The sequence below is a fragment of the Agrobacterium sp. 5Ca50 genome (assembly GCF_055381905.1).
This window is the reverse complement of record NZ_AP026438.1, coordinates 3,548,925-3,573,565: the sequence shown is the minus strand read 5'-3', so window position 1 is coordinate 3,573,565 and position 24,641 is coordinate 3,548,925. Positions and strand designations below refer to the sequence as shown.

At 54.8% G+C, this 24,641-nt stretch carries 26 protein-coding genes; 14 read left to right on the top strand and 12 right to left on the bottom strand.

Annotation, left to right across the window (positions count from 1 at the left end; all coding sequences use genetic code 11):
* Window positions 1-33 precede the first annotated feature (33 nt).
* The 7 genes from ACZ5FM_RS17140 to sppA form a co-directional block, all read right to left on the bottom strand.
* On the bottom strand, window positions 34-2,280 hold the full coding sequence (locus ACZ5FM_RS17140; RefSeq protein WP_464039311.1) for a hybrid sensor histidine kinase/response regulator: 2,247 nt from the start codon (window positions 2,278-2,280) through the stop codon (window positions 34-36).
* A gap of 55 nt (window positions 2,281-2,335) precedes the next feature.
* Entirely contained in the window at window positions 2,336-2,836 is a 501-nt protein-coding gene (lspA, locus tag ACZ5FM_RS17135) for a signal peptidase II (protein ID WP_464039310.1), read from the bottom strand.
* Window positions 2,836-3,696 (bottom strand): TrmH family RNA methyltransferase, encoded by an 861-nt coding sequence (locus tag ACZ5FM_RS17130; RefSeq protein ID WP_464039309.1) that lies wholly within the window; start codon window positions 3,694-3,696, stop codon window positions 2,836-2,838. The genes lspA and ACZ5FM_RS17130 overlap by 1 nt, the downstream gene beginning before the upstream one ends.
* A complete protein-coding gene (locus ACZ5FM_RS17125; protein WP_464039308.1) occupies window positions 3,693-4,850 on the bottom strand; it encodes a class I SAM-dependent methyltransferase in 1,158 nt (385 codons plus the stop codon). Before ACZ5FM_RS17125 ends, ACZ5FM_RS17130 begins: the two co-directional genes overlap by 4 nt.
* Window positions 4,851-4,978: 128 nt before the next feature.
* Window positions 4,979-5,326, bottom strand: coding sequence for a DUF1049 domain-containing protein (locus ACZ5FM_RS17120; protein ID WP_192486640.1), 348 nt, complete (start codon window positions 5,324-5,326; stop codon window positions 4,979-4,981).
* 70 nt (window positions 5,327-5,396) lie between these two features.
* A complete protein-coding gene (locus tag ACZ5FM_RS17115; protein WP_192486639.1) occupies window positions 5,397-5,708 on the bottom strand; it encodes an integration host factor subunit beta in 312 nt (103 codons plus the stop codon).
* A gap of 26 nt (window positions 5,709-5,734) precedes the next feature.
* Window positions 5,735-6,688, bottom strand: a complete 954-nt coding sequence (sppA, locus tag ACZ5FM_RS17110; protein ID WP_275640362.1) for a signal peptide peptidase SppA — start codon at window positions 6,686-6,688, stop codon at window positions 5,735-5,737.
* Window positions 6,689-6,937: 249 nt separating this feature from the next.
* Here sppA and lptC point away from each other — a divergent pair, with 249 nt between their 5' ends.
* From lptC to ACZ5FM_RS17075, 7 genes are all read left to right on the top strand, one after another.
* On the top strand, window positions 6,938-7,603 hold the full coding sequence (gene lptC / locus ACZ5FM_RS17105; protein ID WP_192486637.1) for an LPS export ABC transporter periplasmic protein LptC: 666 nt from the start codon (window positions 6,938-6,940) through the stop codon (window positions 7,601-7,603).
* 12 nt (window positions 7,604-7,615) lie between these two features.
* Window positions 7,616-8,179: an LptA/OstA family protein gene (locus ACZ5FM_RS17100; RefSeq protein WP_192486636.1), complete on the top strand. Its 564-nt coding sequence runs from the start codon at window positions 7,616-7,618 to the stop codon at window positions 8,177-8,179.
* Window positions 8,180-8,212: 33 nt separating this feature from the next.
* On the top strand, window positions 8,213-8,998 hold the full coding sequence (lptB, locus tag ACZ5FM_RS17095) for an LPS export ABC transporter ATP-binding protein (RefSeq protein WP_192487798.1): 786 nt from the start codon (window positions 8,213-8,215) through the stop codon (window positions 8,996-8,998).
* Window positions 8,999-9,152: 154 nt separating this feature from the next.
* Window positions 9,153-10,688 carry an RNA polymerase factor sigma-54 gene (gene rpoN / locus ACZ5FM_RS17090; protein ID WP_464039307.1) on the top strand — a complete coding sequence of 512 codons (1,536 nt, stop codon included), beginning with the start codon at window positions 9,153-9,155 and terminating at the stop codon, window positions 10,686-10,688.
* 250 nt (window positions 10,689-10,938) lie between these two features.
* A complete protein-coding gene (gene hpf, locus ACZ5FM_RS17085) occupies window positions 10,939-11,514 on the top strand; it encodes a ribosome hibernation-promoting factor, HPF/YfiA family (RefSeq protein WP_192486634.1) in 576 nt (191 codons plus the stop codon).
* Window positions 11,515-11,586: 72 nt separating this feature from the next.
* On the top strand, window positions 11,587-12,048 hold the full coding sequence (gene ptsN, locus ACZ5FM_RS17080) for a PTS IIA-like nitrogen regulatory protein PtsN (protein ID WP_192487797.1): 462 nt from the start codon (window positions 11,587-11,589) through the stop codon (window positions 12,046-12,048).
* Between the two features lie 133 nt (window positions 12,049-12,181).
* On the top strand, window positions 12,182-13,327 hold the full coding sequence (locus ACZ5FM_RS17075) for a dienelactone hydrolase family protein (RefSeq protein ID WP_464039306.1): 1,146 nt from the start codon (window positions 12,182-12,184) through the stop codon (window positions 13,325-13,327).
* Between the two features lie 60 nt (window positions 13,328-13,387).
* Here ACZ5FM_RS17075 and grpE read toward each other — a convergent pair whose 3' ends face one another.
* Complete coding sequence (grpE, locus tag ACZ5FM_RS17070; protein WP_192486632.1) at window positions 13,388-14,038, bottom strand: nucleotide exchange factor GrpE; 651 nt, start codon at window positions 14,036-14,038, stop codon at window positions 13,388-13,390.
* Between the two features lie 119 nt (window positions 14,039-14,157).
* Window positions 14,158-15,249: a heat-inducible transcriptional repressor HrcA gene (gene hrcA / locus ACZ5FM_RS17065; protein ID WP_464040492.1), complete on the bottom strand. Its 1,092-nt coding sequence runs from the start codon at window positions 15,247-15,249 to the stop codon at window positions 14,158-14,160.
* A gap of 186 nt (window positions 15,250-15,435) precedes the next feature.
* Here hrcA and rph point away from each other — a divergent pair, with 186 nt between their 5' ends.
* From rph to hemW, 3 genes are read left to right on the top strand one after another with little or no spacing between them, the layout of a single operon-like run.
* Entirely contained in the window at window positions 15,436-16,152 is a 717-nt protein-coding gene (gene rph / locus ACZ5FM_RS17060) for a ribonuclease PH (RefSeq protein WP_192486631.1), read from the top strand.
* A gap of 14 nt (window positions 16,153-16,166) precedes the next feature.
* The gene (gene rdgB / locus ACZ5FM_RS17055; RefSeq protein WP_259147949.1) at window positions 16,167-16,811 is read left to right on the top strand and encodes an RdgB/HAM1 family non-canonical purine NTP pyrophosphatase; all 645 of its coding nucleotides are present in this window, start codon (window positions 16,167-16,169) and stop codon (window positions 16,809-16,811) included.
* Entirely contained in the window at window positions 16,811-18,016 is a 1,206-nt protein-coding gene (gene hemW, locus ACZ5FM_RS17050; protein WP_464040491.1) for a radical SAM family heme chaperone HemW, read from the top strand. Before rdgB ends, hemW begins: the two co-directional genes overlap by 1 nt.
* 6 nt (window positions 18,017-18,022) lie before the next feature.
* Here hemW and ACZ5FM_RS17045 read toward each other — a convergent pair whose 3' ends face one another.
* Window positions 18,023-18,334, bottom strand: a complete 312-nt coding sequence (locus ACZ5FM_RS17045) for an Rdx family protein (RefSeq protein ID WP_312946716.1) — start codon at window positions 18,332-18,334, stop codon at window positions 18,023-18,025.
* Between the two features lie 130 nt (window positions 18,335-18,464).
* On the opposite strand from ACZ5FM_RS17045, the gene ACZ5FM_RS17040 reads away from it, so the two are divergent.
* From ACZ5FM_RS17040 to ACZ5FM_RS17025, 4 genes are all read left to right on the top strand, one after another.
* Window positions 18,465-18,914 carry a DoxX family protein gene (locus ACZ5FM_RS17040; protein ID WP_312946718.1) on the top strand — a complete coding sequence of 150 codons (450 nt, stop codon included), beginning with the start codon at window positions 18,465-18,467 and terminating at the stop codon, window positions 18,912-18,914.
* A gap of 121 nt (window positions 18,915-19,035) precedes the next feature.
* Window positions 19,036-19,791, top strand: coding sequence for a type 1 glutamine amidotransferase (locus ACZ5FM_RS17035; protein WP_312946721.1), 756 nt, complete (start codon window positions 19,036-19,038; stop codon window positions 19,789-19,791).
* Between the two features lie 374 nt (window positions 19,792-20,165).
* Complete coding sequence (locus ACZ5FM_RS17030; protein ID WP_259147953.1) at window positions 20,166-21,230, top strand: glycoside hydrolase family 25 protein; 1,065 nt, start codon at window positions 20,166-20,168, stop codon at window positions 21,228-21,230.
* Between the two features lie 151 nt (window positions 21,231-21,381).
* Entirely contained in the window at window positions 21,382-21,735 is a 354-nt protein-coding gene (locus ACZ5FM_RS17025) for a hypothetical protein (RefSeq protein ID WP_192486625.1), read from the top strand.
* A gap of 135 nt (window positions 21,736-21,870) precedes the next feature.
* Here the strand turns inward: ACZ5FM_RS17025 and lepA are convergent, their stop codons facing one another.
* Window positions 21,871-23,709 carry a translation elongation factor 4 gene (lepA, locus tag ACZ5FM_RS17020; RefSeq protein WP_250983681.1) on the bottom strand — a complete coding sequence of 613 codons (1,839 nt, stop codon included), beginning with the start codon at window positions 23,707-23,709 and terminating at the stop codon, window positions 21,871-21,873.
* A gap of 61 nt (window positions 23,710-23,770) precedes the next feature.
* Window positions 23,771-24,640: a carbon-nitrogen hydrolase family protein gene (locus tag ACZ5FM_RS17015; protein ID WP_312946724.1), complete on the bottom strand. Its 870-nt coding sequence runs from the start codon at window positions 24,638-24,640 to the stop codon at window positions 23,771-23,773.
* Window position 24,641: the final 1 nt, after the last annotated feature.

Below are 24,641 nucleotides of genomic sequence, written 5' to 3'. Positions count from 1 at the left end.
ATTGTGACAGGGAAATCCACTTAAGGTTGGTACCTACTGCACCATGCTTTCCATCTGCGGCAACAGGGCGTGGATTTCCTCCAGCAGTTGCTTGGGATCGGCCGGTTTTGCCAGAACCGTACTCACGCCTGCGTCCAATACGGATTTGCGCGTTTCAGCCGACGTGTCGGCGCTTAAAACGATAACCGGTACGCGCGGCCAAAGCGCATATTCCCGGCAAATATGCGGAAGAACATCCAGGGCTTCGCCGCCTGGCATATTGAGGTCTGAAATAATCAGGTCCGGACGAATGGCGGCACCGGGGACTGCGGCGGCAAGCAGCGCTGGAAAATCCGTCACCAATTGCACATCGTGGCCGGATTTTTCCAAAACAGCGCGCAGAATACGCGCGTTGACCGGATCATCTTCTGCCACCAGAACCATCGGCTTGCGGCCGGCCGGATGTTCGATATCAGCACCGCCGAAACCGGGCTGGTTGTCATTGATGGCATCACGACGCTCCATGCCACGAAGACGCCCACTCAACACATCCGCGAGTGATTTTTCCCGCAATGGACGGATGAGCCAGGCGTCGTAACCGCCCTGAAGTTGGGTTGCACGCTCCTCGGGATTAACCATCAGGATGCGGCGCACTGGTTTTTCCGACAGGCAAGGCCAGCGTTTGACAATATCATCGAACAGGGTGGCACAGCGATGGTCGACAATGATGTCGCTGATCGCCTCGTCCTCCCGCGCGCTATCGAGATCAAGCGCCTCTATGCCTGCCATATCGGATACAACACGGCACCGCCCGCCCAAGGAATGGATGGACGCCTTGGCGGCCATTGCTGTCATCCCCTCCGGCGATAGAACCAACACATTGCTTTTGGTCAGCATCGTGCGGCGGGCTTCATCATCCTCGCCCGCGGCATCGGCAACGGCCCGAAAACGCAGGATGAAGACACTGCCCTTGCCCTTGGCGCTTTCAACGCTCAAGGAGCCACCAAATTCACGCACGATACGTGCAGAAATTGCCAATCCAAGTCCCGTTCCCGCACTGCGTTGGCGGGCAGAACCGGCCTGTTCAAATTCTCCGAAAATCCGCGCCTGTTCCGTTTTGGTCATGCCCGGACCCGTATCGGATATCGAGAGAAGAAGATCGTCTCCATCCATCAAAGTGCGGATCAACACCCCACCTGAGGTGGTGAATTTGACCGCATTTCCGATCAGATTAAACAGCACCTGGCGCAATCTTGCCGGATCAAAATCCAGATATTCCGGCACATCGGCCGCCACCGTCGACGCAATCTCAATGCCTTTTTCGTGGGCGCGATGGGCAAGCATTTCGACGATGCTTTCAATGAGCCGACGGAGATTTTCCGCACGCGGATTCAGGCGAAAACGGCCAGCTTCCATGGTCGAAAAATCAAGCAGATCTTCCACCAATTGCACCAGTGCCTGCCCGGACTGGCGGGTGCCATCAAGGTAGTTACGCTGCTCATCATTGAGCTTTGTCTGCGACAACAAGTGGTTCATGCCGAGAATACCGCTGAGAGGCAGGCGAATTTCATGGGCGACAGTGGCCAAAAGCCTGCTTTTGACAGCACTTTCCTTTTCGGCTTTTTGCCGTGCTTCCTCGCGCATCATCAAGGCCCGACGTTCATCCGTCACGTCGCGTGCCACGGACTGGATAACCAGACGGTTACTTTGCCCCAGACGCACAACGGCATCCTGCCAGGTGAAAATGCGCTGTCCGTAGGGTGTGGCAATTTCCACGTCGTAACAATGCGCCTTGCCGCCGGGACGGAATGCAACGCCAATTTCCTCGCAGCTCATGCCATCAGGTGCATTGCAGCCAGTCATTTCCCGAAACGTATCATTGGCCTCGATGATACGGCGGTCCATGCCACGCAGAACCGCGATATCACCCATGACATCATGGATGGCTGGCAAGAAGGATCCGACTACCTGTTCATCCGGGCTGTCACTTGAGGTTTTGACAGAGTGATTCAGCCCGCGGAAAACCGGAACCGCAACAGCGCCCAGTGTAGCCAGAGAAGCGAGCGAAAGAGACCAGCCGGCAAGCCCGCTCCACACAAAAGGCAGGGCGGAAACAACGGCAGCACCCGCGGCAAGCCAGATGAACGGCGCTCTGCTCTGCTGACCCGACGGGTCAACGGAGAGCTGATCCGCAGGGGTCGCGGTCTGCGCAGGGTATTTGCCGTCCGCCTTGCCTTGCAGGGCAGACGCATCCTCAAAGACGCCGGAAATTTGCTTGCGAAGATGTGCAGGGTCGCTCATACCCAATCTCTACCATGTCAGCGGTTTTGATTGGCTTTGCCTAAACGATAAAAGTTTAATCTTTCTGCGCGTCTTTGGCCGTTTTCATCTGCAAAACTTCATCCAGAATGACGCAGGCCGCCCCGATGCTGATGAAGCTGTCGGCAAGGTTAAACACGGCAAATGACCATGTTTGCGTGTGAAACAGGATGTAGTCGATGACGTGGCCATACAGAAAACGGTCGAAGATATTGCCGAGCGCGCCGGCAATGATCAGTGCGAAACCCAGATGCGCAAAACTGCGGTCCTTGGGCGTTTTTTTCCACATCCAGATGACAAAAACCACAATGACCAGACGCATGGTCACGATGAACCAACCGTCCATGTCCGACAGCATGGAGAATGCAACGCCCAGATTGTAGGTCCTGTAGAGCGCCAGCATCGGAATAACAGGCACCATTTCCTGCAGAGGCAGATAAAGCTCGACCAGTGTTTTGACGATCTGGTCGATCACCAGCAATGAGACGATGAGCGCCAAAGCCGGGACCAATCGGGAAAACATGCCTGTTTTTACCATTACGTGCGCAGCTCCAGATCAAGCAGATGTCGCCGCGCTTCAAAAAGCATCACGGCTGTTGCCACGGCAAGGTTGAGTGAATCCGCCCTACCTTGCTGGGGAATACGCGCAAGACGATCCGCCTTGGAGGCAAGTTCCTCTGGCAGACCGGACTGTTCGTTGCCCATCATCAGCACAACCGGCTTGCCCTTGTACGCAATGGTTCGGTAGTCGACCGAGCCGGCCAGATGCGTGGCGACAAGATTGACGCCGGACTGCTTTTTCCATTGCAGGAATTCGTCGACGCTGGCCCTGGTAACAGGAACAGCAAACACGGAGCCCATGGTTGCACGCACCGTTTCCAGCGAAAACGGATCCGTGCAATCGCCAATCAGGATAACGCCGGAGGCGCCGGCCGCGTCAGCGGTGCGGATAATCGTTCCGAGATTGCCGGGATCGCGCACTCTGTCGAGCGCTACGAAGGTCTGGCTTTCCAATGGCTGAATATCGCGCAGCGGGCGCCATTTCTGCTCGAAGATACCAACGACCATTTGTGGATTATCGCGACGGGTGATCGAAGAAATGACCTTCTCGCTGACTTCCAGAACCAGTCCGCCTGACGCAACGGTTTTTGTCGCGACCTTTTCCACCAGAGGCTTGCCCTTGGCAGCCTTGGCATAGACCAGCGTGCGTATTGTCCAGCCCAACTCCAATGCGTCGATGACCAGCTTCAGGCCTTCAGCCATGAAGGTACCGCTCTCTTCGCGGCCTTTTTTCTGGGTCAGAGCCTTGATATCCTTGACGATGGGATTGGTCAGGCTGGTGACTTCCTTCACCTGGCCGACGCGCCGTGGTGTTCCGGCTTGATAGTCCTTACTCATTTCGGCTCCCACCGGCTAAATAGGGATGTAGACAGGGCACGACCCGGCGTTTTGCCATCAAGCCCCGCTTCACGAATAACGAGTTCGCCAGACGCAATCGTTCCACCGGCCCCGCGCATAATATCCATCAGCAGCTCATGGGTGGAATAGAAACTGGCGCGGATCGAATAGGCCGTGAGAACAAGGCCCAGTGCCTTTGGTGACAGGATTTCACGGCAGATATCCAGCATCAGCGGCAGGTGGTCGAAAAGCTGCCACACCTCACCATTGGTACCACGACCGAACTTCGGCGGGTCCGTCAGAATGATATCGTAGGTGCTGCCACGGCGCTCTTCGCGCTGAATGAACTTCATGGCATCTTCGCAAATCCAGCGGATTGGCGCTTTTTCAAGTCCGGCAAGTGCCTGGTTTTCCTTTGCCCAGTTGATCGCCTTTTTTGACGCATCGACGTGGGTTACTTCTGCGCCAGCAGCGGCGGCAACAAGGGAGGCAACGCCGGTATAACCGAAGAGGTTCAGAACCTTGACCGGACGGCCTGCATTTTCAACGGCATGTTTCAACCACTGCCAATGCACGATTTGCTCCGGGAACACGCCAACATGGCGAAATGCCGTGAACCGTCCGAGAAAATCGACGCCCAGCAGCGACAGCGGCCAGGTTTCACCAAGAGCCGCCTTCGGGAAACGCCAGCGTCCCATACCGTCTTCGTCGGTGTCGCCGGTAAAGACAGCGTCGACATTTTCCCAGACACGCGGGTCAAGATTTGGCCGCCACAGCGCTTGCGCTTCCGGTCTGACGATACGGTATTCACCATATTGCTCAAGCTTCAGGCCATTACCGCTATCGATCAGGTGGAAATCACCGGCACCGGTCGATTCCAGAATGACCGGCACCTGTTCTACAGGGCGTTCACCGGTGCGGTTCATCAGGCTACGCTGCGGGATGGGTGCCGCGGATGCAGCAGCAACGTCCTTTTGAGCAATCTTGTCTTTTGACAACACCGCGGGTCTGGCAGGCCGAGTGTCCTCCTGGCGGCGCTGCGTTTGCCCGCGCTCCCTGGAGGATGCGGATTTTTCCGGGCGGACCGGGCGGGATTGTTTTTTATCCTGTCCGGCAAAGTTCTTGCCACCGGACCGGTTATCTTTTTTCTTCAACGGAAGTTTTCCCATTTCAGGCTATTTTGTCTTGCCAAAGCCAATAGCATCAGTGTGACGCGTGGCAAAGGCCTGAGCGCGATTGCACGAAAAACAGCGATAGAAAAGGCGTTAATTCGCGCCAGCGTTCACTTGGCTGGCAGCTGGGCGTCTGAATGAACGACGGTTGCGCGGGCGGCGACAGCCTTCTGGCGGTCCGCTTCGGCATGCCAACGATTGGCTTCCTTCGCCTCAACACGCGCACGCTTGCGATGTTTGCCCTGTGTGACCCAGGTTGCCGCCGAGCCTACGAGAATACCGAAAATAACGGCGAGAAACAGGAAAACAAAAAACGGTGCGGAGAAAGACAAAACGCTGTCTTCCGGCCGGAACGGATTAAGCGCCAGCGTAACCGACTGGCGATTGGCAACGGACAGGACGATCAGCACGATACCCAGCGGAACCAGAACCAGAAGGTTGATGATCTTTTTCGACATGGGGTACTCCGTTCATGCTTTTCATCATGATGCGCAAAGGATGAAACCACCCAGCGGCATCCTCACAAACTCAATCTTCGTCGTCGTCTTCGACATCGCCCATACCAGGGTTCAGGCGCTCACGCAGTTCCTTGCCGGTTTTAAAGAAAGGAACCCACTTTTCTTCAACGAAAACCGATTCACCTGTACGTGGGTTGCGTCCGGAACGAGAAGGACGGTTTTTAACCGAAAAGGCGCCGAAGCCACGCAGTTCAACGCGGTTTCCACCCGCCAGAGCATCCGTGATTTCGTCAAGAACCGCGTTGACGATGTTTTCCACGTCACGGTGATAAAGGTGCGGATTACGCGCAGCAACAATCTGCACCAGTTCAGACTTAATCACGACTGCCCCCTGAAAGAATTGGCTTTTTAGTGTGGCTCAACCTGCCAAACCGAAACGAGACCGTCAAGAAACAACTTGTCGGTTGCCTCGCTTGCGGCCCCTGCAAGTGGCAGAAAATCCTCATATCCGAGCATTCTGGCAACTTTTGCCAACCCGAGAAGTGAAAATGGCGTGGATGATGACGGCGCGCGCCAGTCAGCGACCGGCAGATTTTCGTCTATACCACGTTCTTTAAGGTAAGCGCGAATCTCTTCATCGCCACCCAAACGGTCCACAAGCTTCACGGCCAGCGCCTGCCGACCGGTAAAGATCGAGCCATCTGCGAGTTTCAGAACCTCCTCGCGGGACAGTTTGCGACGATCGGCAACCAGATCAACAAACCAGTCATAGGTATCCATGATCATGCTTCGGATCATGGTTTTCGCCTCTTCAGGCGGCTCATGGAACGGTGACGGCTCTGCCTTCAACGGCGTCGATTTGATTTCCTGCAAGGACACGCCGAGCTTATCAAGAAGTGGGCCTACCTGTGGATACTGGAAAATAACGCCGATGGAACCGGTGATCGATGTTTCACCAGCTACGATAACGTCACCGGCACTGGCGATCATGTAACCAGCAGATGCTGCAAGAGTGCGGACGTCAGCGACAACCGGCTTCTTGTCAGACACGGCGCGAATTGCCTTGAAGATGCGTTCGCCGCCATAGGTCGTGCCGCCGGGCGAGGAAATGGAAACGATAAGCGCCTTGGCATTGTCGCTCTTGGCAATCTTGTCCAGCCGTTCCAGCAGTTCCGTATCGTCACGAATCAAACCGGAAATCTCAACACGGGCAACATGCGCCGAGCCGGATTTTGAGCTTGGAGTGTAAACCATGCGATATGCGGTAAAGCAGGCTGCTATAAGAAGAAGTACCGCTGCAACACGCCAGAATGTCAACTTACGGCGTAATTGCCGCCTGTCAGCGATTGCCATGCGATCCATTTTTTCACGTCCCTTGATGAGGTCTAGCGAAGGCTTAACACTATTTGCGTTACAGCCGGTTTTATATTGCCGCTCACGGGAAACAAATAAAAAAGCCTGTTTTCGGTAAAAATCACGCCCTACTTGTATGGCACGCATAAAAAACCATATTGGCAGAACCTTTCGCACATGCCAAAGACAAACGTTGAAACACAAAGGCCGACCCGGATTTATGGTATCCTGTCCGCTTTTACCCGGGACATCTAAGGAATGCTCGACAAGCTACGCGAATCGCCAGCACTTGCGTCTGTGCCCACCGATGGTGGCGCAGCCTATGGCACTGCTATGCGACATTCTTCGCGCGTTCGCCGGCTGAAAATCATTCTTCCGGCTGCTGCACTGCTGATTTCCATGGTTTTTATTGGTGTGTCGCTGATCAAGGCCTGGTGGCCAGCTGACGTATCGGTAGAGAGCGCGACGATTGAAAACGGCAAGATCGTCATGGAAAAACCGGCTGTTGCGGGTCGAAATGATGATGGTATCGCCTATTCGATGACCGCCGATCGTGCCTTGCAGGACATTGCCAGCCCAAATTTGATGACACTTGAAAATGTGCTTGCCGCCGTTCCCATGAACGATATTGTGGCTAAGGTAACAGCAAGCGGCGGCGTGTTTGACCGCAACACCAACAAGATGCAAATGACTGCGCCGTTCGAGATCAATATGACCAACGGCATCAAGGCAAAATTCCAATCTGCAGATGTTGATTTGCGTGCTGGCAAGATGCAAACGAGTGAAGCGGTAGACATTACTACCAAAGATGGTTCGATTGTTGCACAAAGCATGCAGATCGCAGATAATGGCAGAACAATAATTTTTTCGGGGCAGGTTCGGGCACGGCTCGCTGCATCGACCATACAACAAGCTGAAAATTGAAAGCCCGACCCGATGTCACGATCCTTACGTTGTTCGATTTTCCCAATCCTCGCGCTGCTGTCCGGCTCGGCTGCGGTTTTGACGCTGGCAGGAACTGCCTCCGCGCAAAACACAACGAGCCAGATGGAGGGGCTGAAGCTCTCCAACGACCAACCGATTGCCATTGAAAGCGATCAGTTGGAAATTCAGGACCAGGAGCGCAAAGCCTACTTCACAGGCAATGTGAAAGTGGTTCAGGGAACTACAACCTTGAAGGCCGGCAAGATGACCGTGCTTTACAAGGGTGAAGGATCGTCGCTCACCAGCGGTAATGCCGATATCGAAAAGATTTTCGTCGATAACACGGTGTACCTGAATTCCGGCACACAGGAAGCAACGGCCGATCATGGCGAGTTCGACATGGCAGCCCAGACCTTTATCCTGTCGGGCAAGCAGGTGGTGCTATCTGAAGGCAAAAACGTTTTCACCGGCTGTAAGCTGACGGTGTTTATGAACACCGGACAGGCAAAGCTGGATAGCTGTGGTGGGCCGGTTCGCATTTTGCTCGACCCGAAATCACAGAAAAAACAGCCATAAGAATTGCTCGTGAAAATTCCTTCTCTATCTCGCCTGTTCTCCGACAAAGCCACGCCCGGCAACCCCCTCAATCTCTCAGGGGATAAAAGCCGTTACGAAGGCACACTGATCGCGCACAGCCTGTCGAAAACCTACAACACCCGCCGGGTAGTGAATGGGGTTTCCCTTGTGGTGCGCCGTGGCGAGGCCGTGGGCCTGCTTGGACCCAACGGTGCGGGCAAGACAACCTGTTTTTACATGATCACTGGCCTTGTGCCGGTTGATTCCGGGCGTATAGCCATCAATGGCAATGACGTGACGGGAATGCCGATGTACCGCCGCGCCCGCCTTGGCGTTGGCTACCTGCCACAGGAAGCCTCGATTTTCCGCGGCCTGACGGTCGAGGATAATATTCTTGCCGTTCTGGAAGTGCACGAGAAGGATCGCAAGAAACGCGATACTAAGCTCAACGAACTGTTGGAAGAGTTCCACATTGCGCATCTGCGCAAGTCGCCGGCAGTTGCATTGTCGGGTGGTGAACGCCGACGTCTTGAAATTGCACGTGCGCTTGCCACAGACCCAACCTTCATGCTGCTCGACGAACCATTTGCCGGTGTCGATCCTATTTCTGTGAGTGACATCCAGAACCTTGTGCGACATTTGACGGCACGTGGCATTGGCGTTCTCATCACCGATCACAATGTGCGTGAGACGCTTGGACTGATTGACCGGGCTTACATTATTCATGCCGGTGAGGTTCTCACCCACGGTCGCGCGACCGATATCGTGAACAATCCCGATGTGCGCAGGCTTTATCTCGGAGATAATTTTAGCCTGTAATCGCTCATTCGCGAAAGAATCTTGCTTTAGACGCTCCTGTTGTGCTTGACCAAATCTCATAAAAAAGCAACTTTTGGGCCAAGTGCTATTTCATTCACCGCCAACCTTAAAAAAAGCGGTCAGGAAGGCGTTGAAGGGGAGTTTCGCGTCCGTCATGGCATTATCCGCCAGCCTTTTTCTGCGTCAAAGCCAATCGCTCGTCATGACGCCACAGCTGATGCAATCAATCCAATTGCTTCAGATGACCTATGGCGAGTTGGAACAATTTATTGCGCAGGAAGTCGAAAAGAACCCGCTGCTTGAATTTGCAGCAGGTGATGAAGGCGTGAGCAGTGACACCCCCGAAGACAGTTTTGGTGTAGCCGAGCCGGATTTCGAGCCTTCACACACACATGTTGCGGATCAGGATGAGTGGTACAATGAACGCAGCACCGGGCTTGGTGAGCAGCTCGATACCAGTTTCGAAAACGTATTTCCGGATGACGGCAACCAGCGCAAGGCGGCTGCCCCTGAACTGGCCGATCAATGGAAATCAATGCCAGGCAATGATAGCGGCGAGGCTTATGACCTTGACGACTTCGTCGCGGCAAAAACCAATTTGCGGGATTACATCAACCAGCAAGTGCCGTTCATTTTGCAGGATGCCACTTCTCGGGTAATTGCCGAAATCCTTGTGGATCAGTTGGATGAGACCGGCTACATCCACGCCGATACCGTGTCCGAGACAGCCGAGCGTCTGGGCAAGGATGCGCAGGATATCGAACGCATCGTTGCCGCCTTGCAAACGCTCGATCCCCCCGGGATTTTCGCCCGTTCTTTAAGTGAGTGCCTGGCGATACAGCTTCGACAAAAAGACAGGTTTGACCCCGCCATGCAGGCGCTCGTCGGCAATCTGGAGCTGCTAGCAAAGCGAGATTTTGTAACCCTGAAAAAGCTCTGCGGTGTGGATGAGGAAGACCTCCTCGACATGCTAGGCGAAATTCGTGCACTCAACCCGCGTCCCGGCTCAGGCTTTGAAGCCTCTGTTTCAGAAACGATCGTGCCTGACGTGATCGTTCGGGAAACACCTGATGGAACGTGGCTTGTGGAACTCAATCCCGACGCATTGCCGCGCGTTCTGGTCAATCAGTCCTACTATGCGCAGATTTCGCGCCTGCCCGCCCGTAAGGGCGAGGACGAAGGATTTTTGTCCGAATGCCTTCAAAATGCAAACTGGTTGACAAGAAGCCTCGACCAACGCGCCAAGACAATTATGAAGGTTGCCAGCGAAATTGTCAGGCAGCAGGATGCGTTCCTGATGCATGGTGTTGACCACCTTCGCCCTCTCAATCTCAAGACCGTGGCGGATGCGATCAAAATGCATGAATCGACCGTCAGCCGCGTCACGTCAAAAAAATATATGCTGACACCGCGCGGCATGTTCGAGCTGAAATATTTCTTCACGGTTTCCATTGGTGCCGTGGAAGGAGGCGACAGCCATTCGGCCGAAGCTGTGCGTCATCGCATAAAAGTGATGATCTCTCAGGAGACGCCCGATGCCGTTCTCTCCGATGATGACATTGTGGACAATCTGAAGCAAGGCGGGGTCGAATTGGCTCGCAGAACAGTCGCGAAATATCGTGAAGCGATGAACATTCCCTCGTCTGTGCAGCGCCGGCGGGAGAAGAAAGCCCTTGCAAAACTGGGCTAAGGGCGCCGTTTGCCACCGACAGCACATTAACGAACCGTAAATATATGCCTCCAGCCGCCTTTGGTAGCATTGACTCCTGATTGCCCCAAGAGTAGAAGCGCGCACCTTTACGGGATGATCGAGACGAACAAACTCCCTTAATCGAAAGGCAGAACGCCGCAGCAAGGCCAAAGAGGTCTGGAATCGCTTGGATGAGCGCGTGGCTTGACGTAAGCTGGTATTCGCAAATCACTACAAAAAGGAAAATTCCATGAGTGTGCGTGTATCTGGTAAGCATATGGAGATAGGTGAATCGTTCCGTCAAAGGATCGAGGATGCGGTCGGCTTGGCGGTTACGAAATATTTCGATGGGGGGTATTCTGCTCAAGTTACTGTTCAGAAATCGACGTCCCATTTTTCGTGCGACTGCAAGCTGCATCTGGACACCGGAGTGGTTCTTCATGCTGCGGGAGAAGCAAACGAGCCGCAAGGCAGCTTCGACGCAGCAGCGGCCCGAATCGAAAAGAGGCTTCGACGCTACAAGCGCAAACTGAGAGACCACCATGCTGGTGGGCACGTCCCTTCCTTCGAGGAAATTCCTTATACGGTTATGGACGCCGTTCCGGATGAAGATGATGAAGTGCCGGACGATTACGCGCCAACAATTGTCGCGGAAAGCTCGAAACAGATTAAAACCATGTCTGTGGCAAATGCTGTGATGGCACTTGATATGACAGACGAACCGGTCCTGCTTTTCCGCAGCCCGGGAACCGAATACCTCAATATCGTTTATCGTCGTCACGACGGTAATATCGGCTGGATTGATGCAGCCGCGATAAAGGGTTGAACAGTCGGAATACGTTTGGCGGACGTGGTCACCACGCCCGCCAATCACTCCGGTGATACAAAGGAAGACGAAATGGCATTGGCAGACCTGCTGCAACAAGATGCGATTATCCCCGCCCTCAAGGTAAATTCCAAGAAACAGCTTCTCCAGGAACTTGCTGCAAAGGCATCCCGGATTACAGGTGTTCCGGAACGCGAGGTATTTGACGTCATTCTGCAACGGGAACGGCTTGGTTCCACCGGTGTTGGACATGGCATTGCCATTCCGCACGGCAAACTCGAAAGCATTTCATCGATCGTCGGTGTATTTGCACGTCTGGAAAGCCCCGTGGATTTCGAGGCGCTGGACGACCAGCCTGTTGATCTGGTGTTTTTGCTGCTGGCGCCTGAAGGTGCAGGTGCTGACCACCTGAAAGCCCTCTCACGCATTGCCCGCGTTCTGCGCGACCAGGATCTAGTTGCCAAGCTGCGTGCAACCGATTCGGACACGGCAATATATGCCTTCCTGAACCAAGAGCAGGCCAACGCCGCTTGAGGCTGCACGACGGCGTGCAGCAGTCTATCAACAGCGACCTGCTTTAATAATCCCCCTTAAAATCAATTCCGATTTTTCATTCCATGCGGTAAATCAACCGTCATCAGACGTGAGCGCTGATGACGGAGGATGCATGGAGCCGGAAAAGCGTGGGGCCAGCGTTGGTGATGACTGTTCATTTGACCTCGACCAGATGCCTGATGTGCAAATGACCGGTGTAACCGGAGACCACCTGCCGGTTTTCAGTGAGCGACTGAAACAGCGACTGACCTATTCAATGGCATGGACGCCTGAGGTCAGCGATCTCGAGGACTGGAAGGCTCGAGCTCGAGCAAAGATCTGGGAACTCACTTGGCAGACACCAGACAGAACTGGTTTTGATCCCGAAATTGTCGATGAAATCGACCGTGGTGATTTTATTGCCCGGAAGATTGCGTTCAACCTCACGCGCGACAGCCGGGTTATTGGCTTGCTCTTGTTACCCCAGGGCAAGGGACCATTTCCGGCAACTGTTTTCTACCATGACCATGGTTCCAAATTCGATATCGGCAAAGAAAAACTAATTTCGCCTTGGGATGGTCCAGATAAGCTGCACTCCGCACAAGGGTGGGCAGATAGACATTTTTCAGGAAGGTTTCCCGGTGACGAGTTGGCACGCCGCGGTTATGTCGTGCTGGCAGTCGACGCACTCGGCTGGGGTGATCGCGGGCCGTTGACGTATGATGGACAGCAGGCGCTGGCGGCCAATTTTGCCAATATGGGGAGTTCCCTTGCCGGTCTGATGGCGCTTGAGGACACCCGCGCCGCAGAGTTTTTAGCCAGCATGCCAGAGGTCAACAAACAACAGATCGCATCAGCAGGGTTTTCCATGGGCGCATTCCGCGCCTGGCAGGCTGCAGCTCTGACCGACACTATCACCGCGACGGTGGCGGTGAACTGGATGGCCACAGCAAAGAGTCTGATGGTGCCGGGTAACAACCAGCTGCGTGGTGGTTCTGCTTGGCACATGGCCCATCCGGGCCTTATCCAGTTTCTGGATTATCCCGATGTTGCAAGCCTTGTGGCACCGCGGCCCATGCTGGTCTTTGCCGGCAAGGAAGACAGGCTTTTTCCCGTCAGCTCCGTCACTGAAGCCTTGCAAAAAATGGGGCGTGTATGGGCTGCATGGCAGCGTGCAGACTGTCTGGACAGCAAAATCTGGCCCGGCGCCCATGTTTTCGAGGCCGAGCAGCAGGACTACGCCTTTGATTGGCTGGATCGGCGATTCTCCCGATCCTGACACTAAAAAACCCCGGTTGATGACCGGGGTTTAAAAGTTTCAAACGCTGGTGATCAGAGATCACGCATCTTTTTCATTCAGGCTGCCAGTACCTGGCTCAGCCCCTGCTGCGGCTTCACCCTTTGGGCCACCCTTGGCAACACCAACCATGGCAGGACGCAGAACACGGTCACCAATGGTGAAGCCTGCCTGAACGACCTGAACAACTGTATTGTTGGGAACCGCAGGGTTTGGAATTTCAAACATTGCCTGGTGGAAGTTCGGGTCGAACTTTTCACCTTCCGCTTCGATCTTGCGGACACCGTGGCGTTCAAGGGTCGAAAGCATCGAACGCTCGGTCATTTCAACGCCTTCGATAAGACCTGCAATGCCGGCTTCAGCATTTTCCTTCAGCTCGGCAGGAATTGCTTCGAGCGCGCGACGAAGATTATCCGATACGGCCAGCATATCGCGGGCAAAACCAGCCACCGAATAAGCCTTGGCATCCTTCACATCGCGTTCTGTGCGGCGACGCAGGTTGTCCATTTCAGCAGCAAGGCGCAGGAACTTGTCGCGCAGGTCGTTGTTTTCCGCCTTTAGCGCCTCGGAAGGATCAGGTGTTTCTTCGACAGGCGCGGAATTTTCATCAACCGTAGCGTCCGCTACAGTTTCTTCATATGCCGTTTCCGCTTGCTTTGCGTCAGATCCGGTCTTGTTCGTGTCGTCGGTCATGACGGTCTCCAGATTAAATTTTGATGTTGCGCCCGATATCGATGTTTGACGGGCAAAAATCAAGGCTTAGCCGCCATTCGGTGCGCAAAGAACTGTCAGTTGAGGAATATGGCAGCTAACTATAGCGGTTTTCGCGATAACCGCCCCATCAACTGTGCCGTATAATCGACCATCGGCACAATACGGGAATAGTTTAGCCTTGTCGGCCCGATAACGCCAACAGCACCAACAATGCGATTGTCATTATCACGGTAAGGCGCGACGATCAGCGATGAACCGGACAGAGAAAACAACTTGTTTTCCGCCCCGATAAAAATACGTACCCCCGGCCCGCTTTCAGCCAGGTCGAGAATTTCAATCAGATTGTCCTTGCGCTCCAGATCGTCAAACAGCAGGCGCAGGCGATCCATATCTTCTTCGCTGCCAAGCCCTTCCAGCAGATTGGAGCGTCCCCGAACAATAAGACGGCCGGGTTTACCCTCTTCGCTATCGCCGGCCCAAACGGCCAGACCACGTTCCACCAGATCCTGCGCCAATGTACCAAGTTCGGTCTGCACCTGTAATTTCAGCGCATTCAGTTCACTTCGCAGTTCATCCAGTGTCTGCCCGGACAAGTGGGCATTGATAAAATTGGCAGCCTCCGTCAACTGCGAAGATGTGATGCCGGCCGGCAGATCAATGATACGGTTTTCCACCTGATTGTGTTCACCGACCAGAATGGCGAGTGCTTTGAACGGCTCAAGCCGGATGAACTCGACATGTTTGATGACCACATCGTTTTTGGTGGTTATGACTAGCCCAGCGCCCCGCGACATGCCCGACAGGGTCTGGCTGGCCTGCGTCATCATTCCCTGCAGGGGTTGTTCGCGATTGGACAGTGGCGCGATATTCCGATCGATATTGGCGCGTTCGTCATCAGACAAGTTTCCGACCTGCATGAAGGCATCGACAAAAAACCTTAGGCCCGAATGTGTCGGCAGGCGGCCCGCACTGATATGCGGCGAATAAATAAGTCCGAGCTCCTCCAGATCGCTCATCACATTGCGAACGGAGGCAGGTGAAAGCGACATGGGCAAAAGCCGCGACAGGTTACGCGACCCGAGCGGCTCTCCCGTCTCGAGATAACTTTCCACGATACGGCGGAAGATTTCGCGCGAACGTTCGTCGAGCGACGCGAATTGATCCTGTGCTATCGGAATGGAAAAACCCATATTGACCGTCATCTCTGTCGATTGCCTGAGACCATCAACTATAATCACTGATCGACCTTCGGCAAAACGGAAATTCCACTTCCCAAGATCGGTTTTGCGGCGCAAAACCGGGATAGATGGGCCAGAGCCTTCCAATTGCTTGGGAAAGGCACTAGAAGGCTCCGACCAATTCAAGAGGAGTCCGTCATGCGGCCGTCAGGCAGAAAAACAGACCAGATGCGCAAGGTTTCATTCGAGCGCAATTTTTCCAAGCACGCCGAGGGCTCCTGTCTCGTCAAGTTTGGCGATACGCATGTACTTTGCACTGCGAGCCTTGAAGAAAAGACCCCACCATGGCTGCGCAACAGCGGCAAGGGCTGGGTGACTGCTGAATATGGCATGCTGCCGCGCTCTACCCATGAACGCATGAAGCGCGAAGCTGCATCCGGCAAGCAGGGTGGACGCACACAGGAAATCCAGCGCCTTATTGGCCGTTCCTTGCGCGCTGTCGTTGACCTGCAGGCGCTGGGCGAACGCCAGATCAGCATCGACTGCGACGTCATTCAGGCAGACGGCGGTACCCGTACCGCTTCCATTACCGGCGCATGGATTGCCCTTCATGACTGCCTGAAGTGGATGGAAAGCCGCAACATGCTGAAGGTCGAAAAGGTTCTCAAAGACCATATCGCTGCCATTTCCTGCGGTATTTTCGCGAACCAGCCAGTTATCGATCTCGATTATCTTGAAGATTCGTCTGCTGAAACGGACGCAAACTTCGTCATTACCGGTTCCGGCGGTATCGTTGAAATCCAGGGGACTGCCGAAGGCGCACCGTTTAGCGAGCAGGAATTCCTGACGCTGCTCGGTCTTGCCAAGACAGGCTGCGCTGAACTGGTTTCCCTGCAAAAGCAGGCAATCGCCTGAGATCTGGATAAGACATGCGTAAACTCGACACCCGCACCATCGTCGTTGCCAGCCACAACAAGGGCAAGATTGCAGAAATCGCCGAACTGATCGGACCTTTCGGTTTTTCGGCAAAGTCGGCGGCAGAACTGAACTTCGAAGAGCCGGATGAAACCGGCACGACTTTCGAAGAAAATGCTGCGATCAAGGCGCTGGCCTCGGCAAAGGCTTCCGGTCTTCCAGCTTTGTCCGACGACTCCGGCCTGGTGATTGATGCGCTCGACGGCGCCCCCGGCGTTTACACCGCCAATTGGGCAGAAACCGCCGATGGTACGCGCGATTTCGCCATGGCCATGGAAAAGGTTGAAAAGGCGCTTGCTGACAAAGGTGTGACGGATCCAAAGGATCGTGCCGCCCGCTTCGTCAGTGTTTTGTGCCTTGCTTGGCCTGATGGTCACACGGAAATGTTCCGTGGCGAGATCGAAGGAACTGTTGTGTGGCCGCCACGCGGCACGGCAGGTTTCGGTTACGATCCGGTGTTCCAGCCGGAAGGTTTTGACACGACGTTCGGTGAAATGCCGTCTGAACAGAAACATGGCTGGAAGCCAGGCGATGCGACTGCACTTTCGCACCGTGCCCGCGCCTTCAAGCTTTTTGTTGAAAGCTGCCTCGAAGCATGATGACCAGCGCCCGGAGCGGTACTCTATCTGCACCCGGTGCTACTCTATTGCCTGATACCGGGGAACCCGGTTTCGGAATATATGTGCATTGGCCATTTTGCGCGGCCAAATGTCCTTACTGCGATTTCAATAGTCATGTCCGCCACAAGCCGGTCGATCAGGAGCGTTTTACAGCTGCGTTTCTGAAGGAAATGCAGACCATGCGCACGCTTGGTGGCCCTAAGGTCGTCAGCAGCATCTTTATGGGTGGCGGCACGCCATCCCTCATGGAGCCTGCGACCGTCGGCGCCATTCTTGATGGCATCGCCAAATACTGGCATGTGCCTGACGGCATTGAAATCACTATGGAAGCCAACCCGTCCAGCGTCGAGGCTGAACGCTTCCGCGGCTACAGGGCCGCGGGCGTCAATCGCGTGTCGATGGGCGTTCAGGCTCTCAACGATCGGGATCTGAAGTTTCTGGGACGTCTGCATGACGTCGCGGATGCGTTAAAGGCCATCAAGCTGGCGCGCGAGATTTTCCCACGCATGTCGTTTGACCTGATCTATGCCCGCCCCAATCAGACGGTTGAAGAGTGGGAAAGAGAACTGGCCGAAGCCATTTCCTACGCGGTGGACCATCTGTCGCTTTATCAGCTGACAATCGAAGAAGGCACAGCCTTTTACGGGCTGCACAAGGCCGGAAAACTGATTGTGCCGGATGGGGAGCATTCTGCCGTGCTATACGAGGCAACGCAGGAGATTACCGCCCGTCACGGCATGCCGGCCTATGAAGTTTCCAATCATGCCCGCCCCGGCGCTGAAAGCCGCCATAACCTGACCTATTGGCGTTATGGTGACTATGCTGGCATTGGTCCCGGCGCGCACGGACGCCTTTCGCAAAGCAAGGTGAAACTGGCGACCGTCACAGAGCGCAACCCGGAAGCGTGGCTTGAACTGGTTGAGCGGCAAGGCCACGGCATGATCGATCAGGAAATGCTGGGTTATGACGAGCAGGCAGACGAATTGCTGCTGATGGGCCTGCGCTTACGCGAAGGGATCGATCTGGTCCGCTGGCAGTCGCTGTCCGGTCGCGAACTGGACCCGGACCGCGAAGATTTCCTCATTCAGCATGGTTTCGTCGAACGTCTCGGCAATTCGCGCATTCGCTGCACGCCGTCAGGCATGTTGATCCTCGACAGCGTGGTTGCAGACCTGGCCTCTTAAGGCAGTTCAGGTATCCAATCCCTCATTGGCCTTGCGATCCGTATGGCCAAGATCACGTTCGGGATCGATCACGTCACGAATACGCTGCTTGAGATCTTTGGGTCCGGGAAACCCGCCATCTCGCTTGCGCTCCCAGATGAGAGTGTCATTTACCGTGATCTCAAAACGGCCACCGGTCGAGGGAACGAGTGCAACTTCGTGGAGGTCCTGACCAAAGGTTTGCAGCAATTCCTGCGCCATCCAGCCGGACCGCAGCAGCCAATTGCACTGTGTGCAATAGACGATGGCAACACGGGGCTTGGCGGTCGTATCGTTCACGGGCTTCTCCATCATCAAATCTCGTTCACGGAAATATTAACAAAAATAATCATGTTTTGACACGATGCTTGATTGTCTTCACGTCATACAGCTTTAGAGAAAACACCATGTTCAATTCACGGAGTTTCTTATGACGAATAATATTCAATCATCGCAGCGTCTCATCGTTCCGGCTATCGCACCCGTCTATAACAGCACCCACCAAATCGTTGAAACCATTCTGCGTGTTGCTGCCGGTGTTCTTCTTGTGACGCATGGCTACGGCAAGATCATGGACCCCTTTCGCGCCGTTGGCATGGTGGAAAGCCTTGGTTTTTACCCCGGCGTGTTCTGGTCACCCTTACTGGCAGCGACAGAGTTTTTCGGCGGCATTCTGATCGCCATCGGTCTTTTCACGCGTCCTGCGGCTTTTGCCGCAACTATCGTTTTGCTTGTGACCGTTTACTTCCACGGCATCGTCAAAGCCGAGGGCTTGGCGGGCAGTGAGAAGTCGATCCTGTGGGCAGCTATCTTCCTGTTCTTTGCAGTGCGTGGCGGCAACTGCCACTCCGTGGATGCCAAGCTGAAAAAAGTGTTCTGATCTTTCTGACGAAAACAGAAAAATAGCCCCGACCAAAGGCGGCCAGTGCTGCCTTTGGTCTTGTCAAGCGACCAGTCGCATGGTCAATTTAGCGCGCTAAATTTGCTTACAGGTAGACTTCATGCGCGTCGCAATCATTGAGAACATGGCAGGTACACCCCACGGACAAGTGGGCGCCGCCCTGGCCGAGGTTAACGCCGAGCTTGACGTGATCAGCGTTTATCTTGGTGAGGCTGTGCCTGACAATGCAGACAGTCACGATGCGCTTGTGGTGTTCGGCGGGGAACAAAGCGCCGTGGACGACGAAAAATATCCCTACCTGCCCAGACTTGCTAAATTGATGCGTGACTTTACCGAAGCGGATAAGCCGGTTCTCGGTATCTGTCTCGGCAGCCAGTTGTTGGCGCGTGCCCATGGCGGCGAAAACCTGCTGAAGGTGACGCGTGAATTTGGCTGGGAAAATATAGAGGTCAACGAAGAAGGCCGACGGGATCCAGTGTTTTCCAGTGTTGGCGATAACTTCCGTATTTTCCAGTGGCACTATGACAGCTTTACATTGCCACAGGATGCGGTGCGGCTAGCCTCCAATGGCGCAGCAATCAACCAGGCTTTCCGGATTGGCCGCGCCTCCTACGGTACCCAGTTTCACTTCGAGGCAGACACCTCGGTGGTTGAGGGTTGGCGCAGCAATTTTGCCGACAGCATTGAAACGATTTCACCGGGCTGGCTGGCCGGTTATGCCGACCAGAAGGCACAAAACGGTACACAGGCTGACGTGGCGGGACTTGCCCTGGCCCGCGCCTGGGTAAAGCTGATCGAGCAGAATGACAACACCACGCAAAAGCAGGATCAGCAACCGGTTCTCGCCGGCTCGTAACGCTCAAAAACCGCGGTTCCGGCCTTATTGTCATTTTTTCAGCAAGCTTTGCGTGTGGTTGACAAGGCCTTAACGGCGTTTACCCACATTCATCAATCCTGCCACATTTCGCGGGCCTGAATTTCAAGTCTCTAAAAATGAATGGATTTTTACCATGTGGTCTCGCCACATTTCCTAACAGATCATCATGGTTGGCAAGTTCGGTTTCCGCTGAATGCAGCGCCGAAACCTCGGAAAATAGCCGTTTTACGGCCATAAACACATTCTGGTCGGACGCAATTTAATCTTTCTTGATAATTGTTCTTTAATCCTAGCAGAACGTTAGCGAGGAGGCTTTTCTCGTATTTTCTGTTTTGTTTTGAGTACGGATTCCCATGCGTTCATCTGTTGTGCCAGCATTGCTCCTTGCCTGCCTGACACTGTCCGGCTGTACATCCAGTTCTGGGCCAGAGAGCATCATGACAGGTGTTTCCTCTCCGTCCAGAGAAGTCACCAGCTCTGTAACTCCGACATCCGGCCCCATTCCTTCGGCGACAGTTGGCGCCGCACAGGCCTCCGGCTCTAATGAGCATCAGGAACTGCTGGCATGGGGCGGTCCCGTGCCGGAAGAACCTCAGGCATTTTCCGTTGTCGCGCCAAACGTTGGCATGCCGGTTCCCGACCAGCGCCCGGTCACGATGGCGATGGCAGCAAGCCCGGCGATCATGGCAGGCCCACAGGTACGCTCTCGGATCTATAGCCGCCAGTTCCGTGACGCTAAGCCGATCAATTTCGGCAAGGTTACGCCTAATCATTACGCCGTGCACGGCGTCGACGTTTCGCGCTGGCAGGCCAATATCGATTGGCAAAAGCTGCGCACACAAGGCGCAAACTTTGCCTATATCAAAGCAACCGATGGCGGCGACCATCTTGACCCGATGTTCAAGACCAATTGGAGGCTGGCCAAGGAAGCCGGTATTCGTCGCGGTGCTTACCACTTCTTCTACTGGTGCCGCCCGGCCAGCCATCAGGCCGAATGGTTCATTCGCAACGTGCCGCGGGACCCGGATGCCCTGCCGCCGGTGATTGACGTTGAATACAACGGTGAGTCCAGCTGCAAGATGCGTCTTCCACGCGCCAAGGTTCTGGAAAAGATGCAGGTGTTTATGGACATGCTGGAACGCCATTACGGCCAGCGTCCGGTTATCTACACCGCACCTGACTTCTACAAGGATCACCTGTCCGGCGAATTCCTCAACTATCCATTCTGGCTTCGTGCCGTTGCCCAGCATCCTTCCAAGGTTTATCCGGGCCGCAAGTGGGTGTTCTGGCAGTATTCCGGTTCGGGCCTGTCACAAGGCGTGTCCGGCAAGATCGATCTGAATGTGTTCAACGGCAGCATCGAAGACTGGCATCGCTGGGTCGCCAGATCCGGTCCGGCTCGCACCGCCAGCCGCTAGGGTTACTATTAAGATAGACCTAAAAGCGCCGTGGATAGCCCCGGCGCTTTTGTCATTTATGGCCAACGTTCCTCATGTTTTTAACCCTTGTTGACCGCAACTGGAACTCTTTTGCCGATCACGCGTTCTTGATCCAGAAGGAGGAAGTAACATGACGTATGATCCAAATGACAGAAATCCTGAACTTCGCCCACGGCCGGATTTGAATCCAAATGTGCCACCGCATATTGATCCAAATCTGGCACCGCCAGCACGCTCATCATCATCTTGGGTTCCGTTCGGCGCTCTGATTGTGCTCATTCTGGCGGGTGTCTTTATCTGGTCGCAGATGGGTGGTCCAACAACGGACCCAACAACAACATCGTCAACGACCACACCGCCAGCCGCAACGGAGCAGGCTCCCGCAGTTCAGCCTATGGCACCAACAACGCCAGCTGAGCCGCCAGCCAACAATGCTGCGCCTGCTGCCCCAGCAACGGGTGGTGGCACATCGACCACCCCATAACCTAACGGTTACCGGGAGGAGCGAGAGCTGTCCGTCTTTCGAGGCGGGCAGTTTTCTTTTTACAGACTGTCTATTCGGAACAAAAAAGGGAGGCGTTCGCCTCCCTTTTTTATTGTGGATTTTAATGTGTAACGCTTAGTCGTCGCTCATCTTCAGGGCAGCAATGAACGCTTCCTGCGGAATATCAACCTTGCCGAACTGACGCATGCGCTTTTTGCCTTCCTTCTGCTTGTCCAGAAGTTTGCGCTTACGGGTGGCGTCACCACCATAGCACTTGGCTGTCACGTCCTTGCGCATGGCTGAAATCGTTTCACGGGCGATGACGTTTCCGCCAATAGCCGCCTGGATCGGGATCTTGAACATGTGGCGAGGGATAAGATCCTTCAGCTTTTCGCACATGTCGCGACCGCGCTTTTCGGCAGCGGTACGGTGCACCAGCATAGAAAGCGCATCCACCGGTTCGCCATTGACCATGATCGACATCTTGACGAGGTTGCCTTCACGATAACCATCCAGATGGTAATCGAAGGACGCATATCCCTTGGAGATGGATTTCAAGCGGTCGTAGAAGTCGAACACAACTTCGTTCAGCGGCAATTCATAGGTAATCATCGCACGCTTACCGACATAGGTGAGTTCGGTCTGGACGCCGCGGCGATCCTGACAGAGCTTCAAAATGCCACCAAGATAATCGTCCGGCGTCAGAATGGTCGCCTTGATCCATGGTTCACGAATTTCGGCAATCTTCACCACATCCGGCATATCAGCCGGGTTGTGCAGCTCGCGCTCGGAGCCATCGGTCATCGTCAACTGGTAGACCACCGAAGGTGCAGTCGCGATCAGATCGAGATCGAACTCACGTTCGAGGCGCTCCTGAATAATTTCAAGGTGCAGAAGACCAAGGAAACCGCAGCGGAAACCGAAACCGAGAGCGGCGGACGATTCCATTTCAAACGAGAACGACGCATCGTTGAGGCGCAACTTGCCCATGGCGGCACGCAGGTCTTCGAAATCTGCCGCATCGACGGGGAACAGGCCGCAGAAAACCACTGGCTGCGCGGGTTTGAAGCCCGGAAGTGCCTTTTCAGTCGGGCGCTTATCTTCAGTGATGGTATCGCCAACGCGCGTATCCGCCACTTCCTTGATCGAGCCGGTGATGAAACCGATTTCGCCCGGGCCGAGGCTATCGACAGCGACCATCTTGGGTGTGAGAACGCCGACGCGCTCCACCTGATATTTTGCATCCGTGCCCATCATGCGGATGGTTTGACCCTTGCTCAAAACGCCATCGAGCACGCGCACCAGAACCATGACGCCGAGATAGGTGTCGTACCAGCTATCGACGAGAAGCGCCTTCAGCGGGCCCTTTTCACCAAGCTCACTCTTCGGTGGAGGCAGCTGATGGACGATGGCTTCCAGCACGTCTGGAATACCAAGGCCGGTCTTGGCCGAAATGAGAACGGCTTGGCTAGCATCAATGCCAATGACTTCCTCGATCTGTTCCTTGATGCGATCCGGCTCGGCAGCGGGCAGATCGATCTTGTTCAGAACGGTAACGAGCTCGTGGTTGTTATCGATCGCCTGATAGACGTTGGCCAGCGTCTGGGCTTCTACGCCCTGCGATGCATCCACCACCAGTAGCGAGCCTTCGCAGGCAGACAGAGAGCGCGAGACTTCATAGGCAAAGTCGACGTGGCCGGGGGTGTCGATTAGATTGAGAACATAGGTCTCACCGTTGTTGGCCTTATAGTGCAGACGCACGGTCTGGGCCTTAATGGTAATGCCGCGTTCGCGCTCGATATCCATATTGTCGAGCACCTGCTCGGACATATCGCGTTCGGCAAGACCACCGGTCGACTGGATCAACCGGTCGGCCAATGTCGATTTGCCATGGTCGATATGGGCAACGATCGAGAAGTTGCGGATATGGTCAAGCGGGATGCGGTTCGGATTTGTGCTCATGCCCCGGGCTATAGCAGGGGCTTCGATAGTCGAAAAGTGGGAATTCGTTAAAAGGCCACTAAATATGGACCTTTCATACGTCAAATTGCTCCGGCCAGTCACGGCGGGTGGCCACCTGCCCCTCGGTTCGCAGTTTTGCGACGGCGCCGAGATCGATGTCGGTGATCAGCCAATGGCTATCGACTACATTGTCGCTTTCGCTTTCTGCCACAATGCCCGAAGGCGGCATGCCGTAGTCAGAGGGAACGTAGAGAGCCGCGCGGCCACGATTTTCATCAACCGCTGGTGACCAAGGTGCCTCACCCGCTGTTGGGGAGGACAATACGGCATACTGATTTTCCAGCGCACGGGCCTGCGCGCCGATGCGCACCCGGAATGCACCCGCCAGCGTGTCAGTGCAGCTGGGTGCCAGAACTAGCTCTACGCCCAGCTCCGCCAGCTTGCGTCCAAGCATCGGGAATTCGTTATCGTAACAAATCAGGATGCCGAGTTTGCCAACCGCTGTATCAAAGGCTTTTAGCCCCTCGACACCGGCGGCAATGTTCCATTTTTCCCGCTCAAACCGGGTCATGATCTGCTTGTCCTGATACCCGATCAGCCCGTCCGGTCCAAACAGCCAGGCACGGTTGCGATATTTGCCATCTGGGTCCTTGACCGGCGCACTGCCCGGCTGAAACACGATGCCATGACTGCGCGCCAGTTCTTCACACAATTCCAGCCAAGCCGGCAGCAGGGGCTGCAGCGCATCGATGGACTTGTGCAGATCGGAGCGGACATCAGCCGGCAGCAGGCCAGTCAGTGTCAGCGCGGAATATTCCGGCAAAAGCGCAAGTTCGGTACCGGTCTCTGCCGCTTGTCGTACCAAAGCGCTTAAATGTGCAACGTAATCTTCCCAGCTTTCGATGAGTTCAATGGCGTATTGGCAAGCGGCAAGTCTGGTCATG